Below are 12,648 nucleotides of genomic sequence, written 5' to 3' on the forward strand. Positions count from 1 at the left end.
TTCGCCATCAGTAACCGTTGGCTTCGGACGACACGACAAATCCGCTTGACTCCGCCGTTCTTCTCCTGTCTACACGCCCCGAATTCCGCGACGAGTTGATACTCCGAGCCGCTGACCGGGACGCCTGAGACAGGACCGATCCCGGAAGCCAACATCCGGCAGCGCTGTGCGCCCCCGGGTGCTTTTTGGTTTTGGCGTTTCAAATCGCGCGGTCAGACACTACCTCTCCGGCGAAGCCAATCGCCAGGGAACGGGAAACGGATGTTCGAGAGCCTTCAGGAACGACTTGGTTCCATCCTCAATGGCCTGACCGGCCGCGGCGCGCTGTCGGAGGCGGATGTCTCCGCTGCTCTGCGCGAGGTGCGCCGTGCGCTGCTCGAGGCCGACGTGGCGCTCGAGGTCGTGCGCTCCTTCACCGACAAGGTGCGCGAGAAGTCCGTCGGCGCCGCGGTGCTGAAGTCGATCAAGCCTGGCCAGATGGTGGTCAAGATCGTCCACGACGAACTGGTCGCCATGCTTGGCGACGAGGGTGTGGCGATCGACCTCAACGCGCCGGCGCCGGTGGTGCTGATGATGGTCGGTCTGCAGGGGTCGGGCAAGACCACGACCTCCGCCAAGATCGCCAAGCGGCTGACCGAGCGCCAGGGCAAGAAGGTCCTGATGGCCTCGCTCGACACGCGCCGCCCGGCCGCGCAGGAACAGTTGCGCCAGCTCGGCGAGCAGGTGAAGGTGACGACGCTGCCGGTCGTTCCGGGCCAGACCCCGGTCGAGATCGCCCGCCGCGCCGAGCAGGCCGGCCGCCTTGGCGGCTACGACGTCGTCATCCTCGACACCGCCGGCCGCACGCATATCGACGAGCCGCTGATGGTCGAGATGGCCGACATCAAGGCCGCCGCCAAGCCGCACGAAGTGCTGCTCGTCGCCGACTCGCTGACGGGCCAGGACGCGGTCAACCTCGCCCGCAACTTCGATAGCCGCGTCGGCGTGACCGGCCTGATCCTGACCCGCATGGACGGCGACGGCCGCGGCGGTGCTGCGCTGTCCATGCGCGCCGTCACCGGCAAGCCGGTCAAGCTGATCGGCGTCGGCGAGAAGATGGACGCGCTGGAGGAGTTCCATCCCAAGCGCATCGCCGACCGCATACTCGGCATGGGCGACATCGTCTCGCTGGTCGAGAAGGCTGCCGAGAACATCGACGCGGAAAAGGCCGCGGCGATGGCCAAGAAGATGCAGTCCGGCAAGTTCGACCTGGACGATCTCGCCGACCAGCTGCGCCAGATGCAGAAGATGGGCGGCATGGGCGGCATCATGAACCTGATGCCGGGCATGGGCGGCATGAAGGACAAGATGGCCGCCGCTGGCCTCGACGACAAGATGTTCGGCCGCCAGATCGCCATCATCCAGTCGATGACCAAGGCTGAGCGCGCCAATCCCGACCTCCTCAAGCACTCGCGCAAGCAGCGCATCGCCAAGGGTTCCGGCACCGACGCCGCCGCCATCAACAAGCTGCTCAAGATGCACCGCCAGATGGCCGACATGATGAAGGCGATGGGCGGCAAGGGCAAAGGCGGCGGCATGATGCGCGGCCTGATGGGTGGGCTGGCCAACAAGATGGGCCTTGGCGGCATGATGCCCGGCATGGGCGGCATGCCGGACCTCTCCAGCATGGATCCGAAACAGCTCGAGGCCCTGAAGAAGCAGGCGGAAGCTGCCGGTCTCGGCGGCGGCCTGCCCAAGGGCCTGCCCGGCCTGCCCGGGCCCGGTGGCCTGCCCGGCCTTGGTAGCGCTCCGCGCCTGCCGGGCCTCGGCGGCTTCCCCGGTCTTCCCAAGGGGCCGAAGAAGTGACTTCTTCGCCGGCCAATTATACGTATCGTCTAAGCGATGGCGACCTCGCCAAGCTTGCCCGCTTTCCAGGCTTCGGTCTGATGGTGGGCGCGAACGATGCAGCTTTCGAGGCTGATTGGGTTGAGGCATCGGCATTGGCGCTGTCCTCCTGGAGAACAACATCCGAGCCGGTGCTCGAGGTTCGCATGTCTTGGGTTCAACACGTTGTTGGACGTAGCCGACAAGTCGATCATCAGGAATTTGTTCTGACCTATTCGGACAAGCCGCTTGGGATTACCGTGAGCTCAAATACTTGGCCTTTCGCGGTTCGCGCATTGATGGGCGGTGATCCGGTGGAAGCCGTTGACATTTATGAGTGTGAGTATGCTGCCGAATCCATTGATGCAGATGGCCGAACTGCATCATTCCATCTGATCTACGACAAGCATATTTGCTTTCGCGCGAAATCAGGAAAGTGTCTCTCGCTGACCACTGCGCTTGATAGCGCAGTGCCTTGCATCCAGGTGTGGCGGTTGTCGCCAGATATCTACGTCGCCGCAGCTAATCGCCATTCGACTGTCGAGGAAGAGCGCGAGGTCGTTCGACATCGTCTGAGATTGACAGAGGTGCTTCATTGAGCGCCGCTGTGATCCCGACCCTCGAAACGCCCCGCCTGACCCTGCGCGGTTTCGCGCCGGGCGATGTCGAAACCTTTGCCGGCTTCTATGCATCCGAGGCATCGCGTTTTGTCGGCGGCCCGGAGGATCTGGTCTCCACCTGGAAGCGGATCGCCGCTTATGCCGGCTGCTGGTCGCTGCGCGGCTACGGCAAGTTCGTCGTCGTCGAGAAGGCGAGCGGCCGCACGGTTGGCATCGTCGGCCCGACGTTCCCGGAGGGCTGGCCGGAGCCCGAGATCGGCTGGACGGTGCTGCCCGAATTCGAGGGTCGCGGCTATGCCGCGGAGGCTGCACTCCGCGCAATCACCTTCGTCTATGACGAGCTCGGCTGGTCGACGGCGATGTCGGCGATCTTTCCGGGCAACAACCGCTCATTCCGACTGGCCGATCGCCTCGGCGCACGCCACGAAGGCGCCGTCGAGGTCAAGCCGTACGGAATGCTGGAGATCTGGCGCCATCTGGCCCCGGCGGATTTCCGCGCCCATCATGCGAGGATACAATGAACGACGACGTCGAACGCGCCCGCCTGCTGCTGAAGGACCTGCGCGGCTCCATCGACCGCATCGACGCGGCGATCGTCTACATGCTGGCGGAACGTTTCCGCTGCACGGAAGCGGTGAGCCGGCTGAAGGCCGAGCACAAGCTGCCGCCGGCGGACCTGACGCGCGAGGCCGAGCAGATCGCGCGCCTGCGCGGCCTGGCCGAGGACGCCAACTTCAATCCCGATTTCGCGGTGAAGTTCCTGAACTTCATCATCAAGGAAGTGATCCGGCATCACGAGGCGGTCAATGAAGGCCGCACGGATGCCGACACGGTCAAATCGTAATTCGAAATTCAGACAGCTTAGGAGATAGACATGGCACTGAAGATCAGACTGGCCCGCGCGGGCTCCAAGAAGCGTCCCTACTACCACGTCGTCGTCGCCGACGTGCGCTCGCCGCGTGACGGCCGTTTCATCGAGACGGTCGGCGCGTGGAACCCGCTGCTGCCGAAGGACTCGGCCGAGCGCGTGAAGCTCAACGCCGAGCGCATCAACCACTGGCTCGGCAACGGCGCCCTGCCGACCGACCGCGTTCTGCGCTTCCTCAACGAGGCCGGCATCGCCAAGCGCGAAGCCCGCTCGAACCCGGAGAAGGCGAAGCCCGGCAAGAAGGCGCAGGAGCGCGCCGCGCTGCTGGCGAAGGCTCAGGAAGAGGCGGCCGCCAAGCTCGCCGCCGCGACCGGCGAGTAATCGGTACCCCCTTTCGGACATGCATCACGGCGGGCTTCGGCCCGCCGTTTTCGTTTGGCCGACCATCTTGACGACGGCCGATCGGATACCAAAATCCTGTCTGGCTGCCCGTTGGGCCGGCCCTGTCAAAGCCGCTCCGTTGGACTGATCGCGAAAGGAGGTTGCGATGAATGGTGCCGCTTTCGAACGTCCCCTGACCATGTTCGTTGGTCTGGGGTTTCCCCGACACGTCGACAATGCCACCGACGCCCTGCAGGCGCTCGATGAGCTCGCACCGCTCGAACACGGCCCCGCCCACAATGTCGCCGTGCGCGCCTGCCGCGCGGCACTGCTGGGCGAGATCGAGCCGGACACCGCGCGCGGTATCGTTGAGGCCTATGCCCGCGCGCGTGGCGTCCTTGTCGACGAATTGCTGGCGCCCCATGCGATGGCGGCGAAAGACGATCTTCTCGGAGCCTGACTCCGGACGGCCGGAACTTCCTCGAAGGTGGGCGCCGGTGTTGGCGCCCCGAAGCTGTTGACGCGAGCCGGCACCGGTGAGATTGGATTGCGATGTCCAGCCTCACCACCATCGGCTTCGACGCCGACGACACGCTATGGCAGAACGAGCAGTTCTTCCGCCTGACGGAGCGCCGCTTCGCCGAACTGCTGGCGGACTATGCCGAGCCCGGCCATCTGGTCGAGCGGCTCTTGGCCGCCGAAAGGAAGAACCTCGCCGCCTATGGCTTCGGTATCAAGGGATTTACGCTCTCGATGATCGAGACGGCGATCGAGGTGACGGAAGGCCGCGCGCCGGCGAGCGTCATCCAGGCGATCCTCGAGACCGGCCGCGAGATGCTGTCGCATCCTGTCGAGACCTTGCCACACGTGCGCGAGACGCTGGAGGCGCTCGCCGGCGACTACCGGCTGGTGATGATCACCAAGGGCGACCTGTTCGACCAGGAGCGCAAGCTCGCTGCCTCGGGGCTCGGCGAGCTCTTCGACGCCGTCGAGATCGTATCGGACAAGAAGCCGGACACCTACAGCCGTATCTTCTCGCGCCATGGCGACGGTCCGGAGCGGGCGATGATGGTTGGCAACTCGCTGAAGTCGGACGTGCTTCCCGCCCTCGACGCCGGCGGCTGGGGCGTCTTCGTCCCGCACGAGCTCACCTGGGTGCTCGAACATGCCGAGGAGCCCGCCAACCACCCCCGCTTCCGCAAGATCGCGCATCTCGGGGAACTGGCGGAGCAGGTCGCGGCGGTCGACTGAAGACGTCGATCCGCCGCGGTCCGTACTCTTCGCGTCTCAGGCCGCCTTGGCCCGCGGCTTCAGCAGCCCGCGCTCGACCATCAGCTCGGCGATCTGGACGGCATTGAGCGCCGCGCCCTTGCGCAGGTTGTCGGACACGATCCAGAGGTTGAGACCATTGTCGACCGTCGAATCCTCACGGATGCGCGAGATGTAGGTGGCATCCTCGCCGGCGCTCTCGATCGGCGTGATGTAGCCGCCGTTCTCGCGCTTGTCGATGACCTGGCAGCCAGGCGCCTCGCGCAGGATCTCGCGCGCCTCGTCGGCGGTGATCGGCTTCTCAAATTCGAGGTTCACGGCCTCGGAATGGCCGATGAACACCGGCACGCGCACGCAGGTGGCCGTCACCTTGATCTTCGGGTCGAGCATCTTCTTGGTCTCGGCGACCATCTTCCACTCTTCCTTGGTCGATCCGTCGTCGAGGAAGACGTCGATATGCGGGATGACGTTGAAGGCGATGCGCTTGGTGAACTTCTTCGCCTCGACCGGATCGGCGACGAAGACGGCGCGCGTCTGGGTGAACAGCTCGTCCATCCCTTCCTTGCCCGCGCCCGAGACCGACTGGTAGGTCGACACGACAACGCGCTTGATCGTCGCGGCGTCATGCAGCGGCTTCAGCGCCACCAGCATCTGCGCGGTCGAGCAATTGGGATTGGCGACGATGTTGCGCTTGGTATAGCCGGCGATCGCGTCAGGGTTCACTTCCGGCACGATCAGCGGCACGTCGGCGTCGTAGCGCCAGGCCGAGGAGTTGTCGATGACGACGCAGCCCTGCTTGCCGATCTTCGGCGACCATTCCTTCGACACCGCACCGCCGGCGGACATCAGGCAGATGTCGGTGTCGGAGAAATCGTAATTGTCGAGCGCCTTCACCTTCAGCGTCTTGTCGCCATAGGACACTTCCGTGCCCTGGCTGCGGCGTGAGGCGAGCGCCACCACCTCGTCGGCCGGAAAGCCGCGCTCTTCCAGAATGTTCAGCATTTCGCGGCCCACATTTCCCGTGGCGCCGACGATCGCAACCTTGAAACCCATCGAAATCTCCTGTCCCCCTCCGCTCGTTTCAGGAAACCCGCCGGCTTTGCGGGGTCCATCCCCGGGCCGGACCCGGGGAGGGGCGAGCTGGCCAAGGGGTGTCAGACCGTTTTGGCGGTCTTCGTTTTGGCCGTGGTTTTGGTGGAACGAAGCGCGCGAGCGCTGGCGCCGGCGGAAGGGCCGGCGAAACCGCTCGTCAGAAAGGCCAGAAGCAGGCCGCGCATGGAAAGCTCCGTTTCGCGCGGCTCATGACTGAGTTCTGGGAAAGAGTCAATCAGGTCACGACGGAAGCGGCACGCGCACGCTTTCGACAGGCCGACCGGATCGACCGAAATAGCGCCGCCGCATCCCCCGCCACTCCGCCCTCATGCCGGCAGGCACGATGTGGAACGTCTTCTTCGGTGTCGGCAGAATTGCCTGCGAAACATCGAACAGCAATCCATGCGACGCGCAGACGATCGCCAGGGCATAGGCGAACCACGCCCCGATCATCAGACCTGCGAATACGTCGCTCATGAAGTGCGAGCCGACGAAGACCCGCGTCGTCGCCAGCCACAGGGCCAGGATCAGCGCCGGAACCCTGAGGGCGGGAAACAGCAGCGCGAGGCCCATCGCCGCAGCACCTGCCACGCTCGAATGGCCGGACGGAAAGGAGGCGAAACGCGTGTGGAGCGTCCAGGGATCGAGATGATAGGCGCCGAGCTCGGGGTAGAGGCTCGGCCTCGCCCGGCCGATCATCTGTTTGAGCAGATTCACCACCAGGCCGGACAGCAGCACCGAAAGAAGCAGGTAGGCGCTCATCGCGGTCTGGTTCAGCAACAGGAGCTGGGTGCGCGGCCGCAACCGTCGCCAGGCCACGAGCGAGGAAGCTATCAGAAGGCACGCCGTCGGCACCAGGATGGTGGCCGACTTGCCCCAGTGGGTCCACGCAAGCGCCTGCACGAACAAGGGCGAGTTAGCCGTAAGCCGGTTCGCCGCGAAATAGGTGTCGATGGTGAACAGGGTGAACAGGACGATGGCAAACGCGACCGTCAGTGGCCATTTCCAGGCGATCCGCCCCATGCGCCGCCTGCATCTTCGCCGATGGAGGAAGACGAGCGTGCTGACGATGTTGTCGAACACGCGGATGCGGCTGTAGCGGCATATTCCAAGAGCGGCGGCACGAGGCACGGTCCGTGCGCCGCCGGGCTTGGCATCGGGCGGAGACATCACGGACGATCCGCCGAAAAATGAACCCGCGCTCACGATGTCGGCTCCCTGTATCGCATGAATGACGACAAGGGCTGCGCGGCGGCGACGGCATCGGAACGCCCGGCCGCCCACATTTGGTCAGGCCGCTGTCCGCAAACCGATCGCTGATGCCGCCCCCCGGCGGACGATCACGATATGTACCGGCTTCCGTTACGGAGAGACGACAGCGGGCGGGGAAAAGCTACGTAGCCGGGCAATGGGATGGCGGTGGCCGACGGCTATCCCAGAAGATTGCGGATGACGCGCATGAAGATCCGCGCACCGGGTTCGATCAGGGCATCGGGAAAGTCGAAGTCGGGATTATGGAGCTGCGGCGAGGACTCGCCGGATCCGAACAGGAACATCGCCGATTTCACTCCCCGCCCGAACAGTCCGAAATCCTCGGACCAGCGCATGATCTCCGCCTCGCCGTGCGGAATTGCCTCCGCATCGAACGCGGCACGCAGGATATCCACGGCCTCGGGATCGTTCTCGCAATGGTGGAAGACATCGTGATAATCGACCGCAACCTCCAGCCCGTGCCGGCCGGCGGCCTCGCGGGCGAGCGCTTCGGCCTGCCCCACGAGACCGCTCATGCCGTCGTCTGTCAGCGTGCGCAGCGTCGCCCAGATTTCGGCATGACCGGGCGCGATGCCGAAGGCGGGCTCGCCGAGCCGGGCATGGGCGACCGTCACGAGGCGATATCCGGGTTGCAGGGCGCCGCCGGGCCCAAGCGCGGTAAGCGACGGCATCAGCTCGGCGACAGCCCGCATCGGCGAGAGCCCCGCCTCCGGAACCGAGGCATGCGAGGTCTTGCCTGAAAGCACGACGCGCATGCCGCGCGAGGCGCAGTTCGCGGGTCCCGGCGACAGACGCGCCGATGCAAGCGGCAGGCCGGGCATGTTGTGCAGCGCGAAGGCGAAATCGGGCGCGATCTCCTTGAATTTGGGATCGGCGATGACCGCGGCGGCGCCCGCTCCGGTCTCCTCCGCCGGCTGGAAGAGCAACACGACGCGACCCCGCGCAGGCCGGTTCCGCGCAAGCCCGCGCGCAAGGCCTGTCAGGATCGTCATGTGCCCGTCATGGCCGCAGAGATGGCCTTTGCCCGGAATAGTCGAACGATACGGAAGACTCCCGATCTCCTCGATCGGGAGCGCATCGAGCTCGCAGCGGAACATGACGACAGGTCCAGGTTCCGTGCCGTCGAACACCGCGGCAACGCCGTGTCCGCCGAGCCCGGTGACGATGCGGTCGGGCTTGGTCTCCTCCAGAACCGCGACGACCCGACGGGCAGTGGCTTCCTCCTCGCCGGAGATTTCCGGATTGGCATGGAGCCCGTGGCGGAACTCCATGAGGTCGACCATGTCACGATTGGTGAGAAACATTCCGGCGATTGCCCCTGATACACGATCACAGATTCGCGATGATAGGGTGCCGGCCCTTTGGATCAAGCTGGCCTTGCTCGCGCCGGCCGGCGCGGCGTTCATCGGTTTCGTGTCGTCTTTGAACCCAGAACGAAGCCAGCCAGTGCGTCCACCACCCCTGGCGCCAGCGGCAGGGAAGGGTCAGCATAGGTGCCGAAGTTCGCGGCCAAATCGTCGGCTGGGGCCGCCTTCAGCACGTGGTTCGCATGCGGAACCAAAGCCAGCGACGCGTCGGGCTTTGCTGCAGCGAGGAGGCGGGCATCCTCCACACCGATCTGCAGGTCGGACTCGCCTTGCAGGATCATGACCGGCACGGCGGCGTTGGCAATCAACCTCGCCGGATCGTGCGAGAACAGGTCGCGCAGGAAGCTCTGGACAGCCGGGGCGAAAAGCCCCGCGACGACCGGGGGGAACGAACTGGTATCGACGGAGCCGCCCGCCTCCAGCGTCGCGATGGCATCGAGCATCTGCGGCAGGTAGGGCGCATTGGCCGGATTGCCGCGCAACTGCGCGCGCAACACGTCGCCCAGCTTCCGCCCGGGACCGGAAACGAGCAGCAGGCCGCAGATGCCGTCCGGCTTCTGTCCGGCCTTTAGCGCCACCAGCGCCCCCTCGCTGTGACCGAGCACCCAGACGCAGGGCACGCCCGCCTTTTCCCGTATCGCACCGATCCAGCTGTGCACGTCGGCCGCATAGTCGGCGATCGTCACGGCATTCGGATCAGGCACGGCTCCGGCACTGGCGAACATGCCGCGCTTGTCGATGCGCACGGACGAGATGCCGCGCTCCGCCAGCCCTTCAGCCAGAAACCGATAGGTCGCGGCCTTCACGCCGAGCGGGTTGTTGCCGTCGCGGTCGGTCGGGCCTGAGCCCGGCACGATCAGAACCACGGGCGCGCTGTCGCCGGCGCTGAGATATGTGCCGGCCAGGTCACTCTGCGGCCCTGGAGCGGTGATTTCCTCTGCGTCGGCAAAGGAGGTCATCAGGCCAAGCGCCAGCGCGACATGCTTCATCTAAGATTGCCGTTCGCTTCAGCGGCCTGTTTCTGGATGAGAGAAAAGACTCGTTTCACGTCAGGAATACGCACGAAGGCCGGTGTCGCATCGAGCCAAGGTTGCCACATGGCGGTGCTCACATTTTGTAGCGTCGCAACCCCGCCGAATCTGATTGTTCCCGAGCCATCCCTTTGTTCACTTAGTTCGAGGGATGGCAGGTTGCGAATGTCGAGAAAGCGGAGATTGGACCCGTCTTCTTTGGAAATGAGAATCCGGCGTTCCGTCAATGCGTATCTGGTCCGGGCTCGGCTACGAGCATCCAGCAAGAAACGGCCGAAAAGAAAATAGAGGCCGACTGCGAGAAACAGGAGGCCGAAGAGCCGAAAGAACATGGGACCGCCACCGGCCCAGACAGCTACGTTCCAGAATATGACGAATGCAATCCAGACGAAGCTGAACGGGATGAGGAACCAGTCTGCCGGGCGAAGGTTCAAGCCGCCTGTCGGACGCCCGGTCCAGAGCAGGCGTTCGCCGGGGAGAAGAAACTGCTGGAAACTGTACTCCACCCCTCCTCTCCGTGAGCGCTAGGCCGCCAGCGCCCGGAACTTCTCGACGATCGCGTCGCCCATCTGCTGGGTGTTCACCTGCGTTGCGCCGGGAGACATGATGTCGCCCGTGCGCAGGCCGCTGTCCAGCACGTCGGCAATCGCCTTCTCCAGCCGGTCGGCCTCCGCGACCATGTTGAACGAGTAACGCAGGCACATCGCGAAGGAGGCGATCATGGCGATCGGGTTGGCGATGCCCTGACCGGCGATGTCGGGCGCCGAGCCGTGCACCGGCTCGTAGAGCGCCTTGCGGCTGCCGGTCTTCGGGTCCGGCGCGCCGAGCGAGGCCGAGGGCAGCATGCCGAGCGAGCCGGTCAGCATCGCCGCCACGTCGGACAGCATGTCGCCGAACAGGTTGTCAGTGACGATGACGTCGAACTGCTTCGGCCAGCGCACGAGCTGCATGCCGCCGGCATCCGCCAGCATGTGGCTGAGCTCGACGTCCGGATACTTTGCCTTGTGCGTCTGGGTCACGACCTCGTTCCACAGCACGCCAGACTTCATGACGTTGCGCTTTTCCATCGAGCAGACCTTGTTCTGGCGGGTGCGCGCCAGCTCGAAGGCGACGCCCGCGATCCGCTCGATCTCGAACGTGTCGTAGACCTGCGTGTCGATGCCGCGCTTCTGGCCGTTGCCGAGGTCGATGATCTCCTTCGGCTCGCCGAAATAGACGCCGCCGGTGAGTTCACGCACGATCAGGATGTCGAGGCCTTCGACGACTTCCGGCTTGAGCGACGACGACGAGGCGAGCGCCGGATAACAGATCGCCGGGCGAAGGTTCGCGAACAGTTCCATGTCCTTGCGCAGACGCAGAAGGCCGGCTTCGGGGCGCACTTCATAGGGAACGCCATCCCACTTCGGCCCACCGACGGCGCCGAACAGCACCGCATCGGCCGCCATCGCCTTGGCCATGTCCTCTTCCGAGATCGCCTTGCCGTGCGCGTCGTAGGCGCAGCCGCCGACCAGCCCTTCCTCGGTCTCAAAGCCGGCCGCCATCTCGGCGTTCATCATGGCGATCAGCTTTTTCACTTCCGCCATCGCCTCGGGGCCGATGCCGTCGCCGGCGAGGAGGAGGAGCTTGCGGGATGCCATGGTCGCGCCTTTCGTGCAGGAAATCTCGCGCGACGTGCTAGACGCGGCCGCATCGCCGCGCAAGCCGGAAATAGCACTCAATCGGTTCGCAGGGACAGGGCGCCCGACCGAGGCCGGGCGTCTAGCGCCCGATCGCACCCTTCATCGCGTCGAGGATGTCCTTCGGCCACTTCGCGGCAGGCGGCCAGCTGTTCGGCGTCTTGCCGTCGGTCTGCTGGGCAAAATAGAGCGTCTTCGCCTTCGGATCGATCGCCATGAAACTGTCGCTGCCGCCACAGGCATGGGGCACGCAGCCTTCGGACCAGAGCACGTCCGACTTCAGTGTCTCCGGCGCACCGCCGACAACGAGGCCGGTGACGACGGTTTCCAGATCGCCACCCAGCAGTTTCTCTGCGGCGGAGTAGACCGCCTCGTTGCGGAACGTATCCAGGATATGCTCGACCCCCGACAGGTCGAGATCCGACCAGCCGGTATCGGCTTGCGGCTTGAAGGTCAGGAGACCGGCGAGGCCGATACGTTCCGTCGGCGACCAGGTGACGACATCGCCGCTCGCGCCCGGCAGGAGATAGGGCACGAAATAAATCTTGTCGGCGGTGACGGCGGGAGACGGCGCGCCGCAATCCTCGCCGATATAGTCGCTGTCGACCTCATCGCCGTTTTTCCAGACGATCAGCGTGCCCGGGCCGCAGGCATTGCCGCCGTCGCCGACCGAGATCAGCGCCACCTTCGAGCCACCCACTTCCGTCTCCTGGTCGTAGGAGACGTAATAGTTGGAGGCGAGCAGGCGGCCGTCGAAGGCGATCTCCTTCTCGCCCGTGTCCGTCTCGGTGATGGTGATCGTGCCGCCTTCGAACGGGTGTTTTTCAGGCTCGGCAGTCTGGGCCAGCGCCGGCGCACTGCCGAGAACGGACACGAGCACAGCGAACAGGAAGGGTATGCGCATCGTCTGATCTCCATGTGACGCCAGACTGCCACGGCGACCAACGCATGTCAGCCCGGAGTCAGTTCGAACGGACGATCCGCGAGAGAACCCGTCGCACGAAGGGTGCAACGATCAGGACACTCGGAAAGGCGATCGCCCAGGACGGCAGCCAGGCCGACAACCAGAGCTGCGGGAAATTGGCATGGACGCCGGCCGCGAGCGCGGTCGACATGCCGGACACCAGGAACGACATCATGCCCGAGAGGAGCAGCCCGAACGCATAGGGTTCGAGCCGCTTTGGCAGGAATGGCTTCATCGGACGGACG

General features: G+C 65.0%; 16 protein-coding genes. 7 read left to right on the forward strand and 9 right to left on the reverse strand.

Annotated elements, in window-relative coordinates; all coding sequences use genetic code 11:
- The first annotated feature begins 261 nt into the window (after positions 1-261).
- The 7 genes from ffh (at position 262) to B9Z03_RS02570 (ending at position 4,983) form a co-directional block, all read left to right on the forward strand.
- Positions 262-1,845, forward strand: coding sequence for a signal recognition particle protein (ffh, locus tag B9Z03_RS02545; protein ID WP_085462743.1), 1,584 nt, complete (start codon positions 262-264; stop codon positions 1,843-1,845).
- A complete protein-coding gene (locus B9Z03_RS29285; protein WP_139832142.1) occupies positions 1,842-2,462 on the forward strand; it encodes a hypothetical protein in 621 nt (206 codons plus the stop codon). The genes ffh and B9Z03_RS29285 overlap by 4 nt, the downstream gene beginning before the upstream one ends.
- Positions 2,459-3,004, forward strand: a complete 546-nt coding sequence (locus tag B9Z03_RS02550; protein WP_210191338.1) for a GNAT family N-acetyltransferase — start codon at positions 2,459-2,461, stop codon at positions 3,002-3,004. The genes B9Z03_RS29285 and B9Z03_RS02550 overlap by 4 nt, the downstream gene beginning before the upstream one ends.
- Positions 3,001-3,327 (forward strand): chorismate mutase, encoded by a 327-nt coding sequence (locus tag B9Z03_RS02555; protein WP_085462745.1) that lies wholly within the window; start codon positions 3,001-3,003, stop codon positions 3,325-3,327. The genes B9Z03_RS02550 and B9Z03_RS02555 overlap by 4 nt, the downstream gene beginning before the upstream one ends.
- Before the next feature lie 30 nt (positions 3,328-3,357).
- Positions 3,358-3,732 (forward strand): 30S ribosomal protein S16, encoded by a 375-nt coding sequence (rpsP, locus tag B9Z03_RS02560; RefSeq protein ID WP_085462746.1) that lies wholly within the window; start codon positions 3,358-3,360, stop codon positions 3,730-3,732.
- A gap of 166 nt (positions 3,733-3,898) precedes the next feature.
- A complete protein-coding gene (locus B9Z03_RS02565) occupies positions 3,899-4,192 on the forward strand; it encodes a DUF982 domain-containing protein (RefSeq protein ID WP_085462747.1) in 294 nt (97 codons plus the stop codon).
- A 92-nt stretch (positions 4,193-4,284) separates the two neighbouring features.
- On the forward strand, positions 4,285-4,983 hold the full coding sequence (locus tag B9Z03_RS02570) for an HAD family hydrolase (protein WP_085462748.1): 699 nt from the start codon (positions 4,285-4,287) through the stop codon (positions 4,981-4,983).
- Positions 4,984-5,019: 36 nt separating this feature from the next.
- Here the strand turns inward: B9Z03_RS02570 and B9Z03_RS02575 are convergent, their stop codons facing one another.
- The 9 genes from B9Z03_RS02575 to B9Z03_RS02610 form a co-directional block, all read right to left on the reverse strand.
- Positions 5,020-6,054, reverse strand: coding sequence for an aspartate-semialdehyde dehydrogenase (locus B9Z03_RS02575; RefSeq protein WP_085462749.1), 1,035 nt, complete (start codon positions 6,052-6,054; stop codon positions 5,020-5,022).
- 101 nt (positions 6,055-6,155) lie between these two features.
- Positions 6,156-6,278 (reverse strand): hypothetical protein, encoded by a 123-nt coding sequence (locus B9Z03_RS30380; protein WP_280174835.1) that lies wholly within the window; start codon positions 6,276-6,278, stop codon positions 6,156-6,158.
- A gap of 55 nt (positions 6,279-6,333) precedes the next feature.
- The gene (locus tag B9Z03_RS02580; protein ID WP_085462750.1) at positions 6,334-7,263 is read right to left on the reverse strand and encodes a phosphatase PAP2 family protein; all 930 of its coding nucleotides are present in this window, start codon (positions 7,261-7,263) and stop codon (positions 6,334-6,336) included.
- A gap of 260 nt (positions 7,264-7,523) precedes the next feature.
- Positions 7,524-8,669 (reverse strand): amidohydrolase, encoded by a 1,146-nt coding sequence (locus B9Z03_RS02585; protein WP_085462751.1) that lies wholly within the window; start codon positions 8,667-8,669, stop codon positions 7,524-7,526.
- 98 nt (positions 8,670-8,767) lie between these two features.
- Entirely contained in the window at positions 8,768-9,721 is a 954-nt protein-coding gene (locus B9Z03_RS02590) for an alpha/beta hydrolase (RefSeq protein ID WP_085462752.1), read from the reverse strand.
- Positions 9,718-10,269: a hypothetical protein gene (locus B9Z03_RS02595; protein WP_085462753.1), complete on the reverse strand. Its 552-nt coding sequence runs from the start codon at positions 10,267-10,269 to the stop codon at positions 9,718-9,720. Before B9Z03_RS02595 ends, B9Z03_RS02590 begins: the two co-directional genes overlap by 4 nt.
- 18 nt (positions 10,270-10,287) lie before the next feature.
- A complete protein-coding gene (gene leuB, locus B9Z03_RS02600; RefSeq protein ID WP_085462754.1) occupies positions 10,288-11,400 on the reverse strand; it encodes a 3-isopropylmalate dehydrogenase in 1,113 nt (370 codons plus the stop codon).
- 121 nt (positions 11,401-11,521) lie between these two features.
- Complete coding sequence (locus tag B9Z03_RS02605) at positions 11,522-12,343, reverse strand: hypothetical protein (protein ID WP_085462755.1); 822 nt, start codon at positions 12,341-12,343, stop codon at positions 11,522-11,524.
- 58 nt (positions 12,344-12,401) lie between these two features.
- The gene (locus tag B9Z03_RS02610; protein WP_085462756.1) at positions 12,402-12,638 is read right to left on the reverse strand and encodes a DUF2798 domain-containing protein; all 237 of its coding nucleotides are present in this window, start codon (positions 12,636-12,638) and stop codon (positions 12,402-12,404) included.
- Positions 12,639-12,648 lie beyond the last annotated feature (10 nt).

It is taken from the genome of Mesorhizobium australicum (genome assembly GCF_900177325.1).
Classification (GTDB): domain Bacteria; phylum Pseudomonadota; class Alphaproteobacteria; order Rhizobiales; family Rhizobiaceae; genus Mesorhizobium_A; species Mesorhizobium_A australicum_A.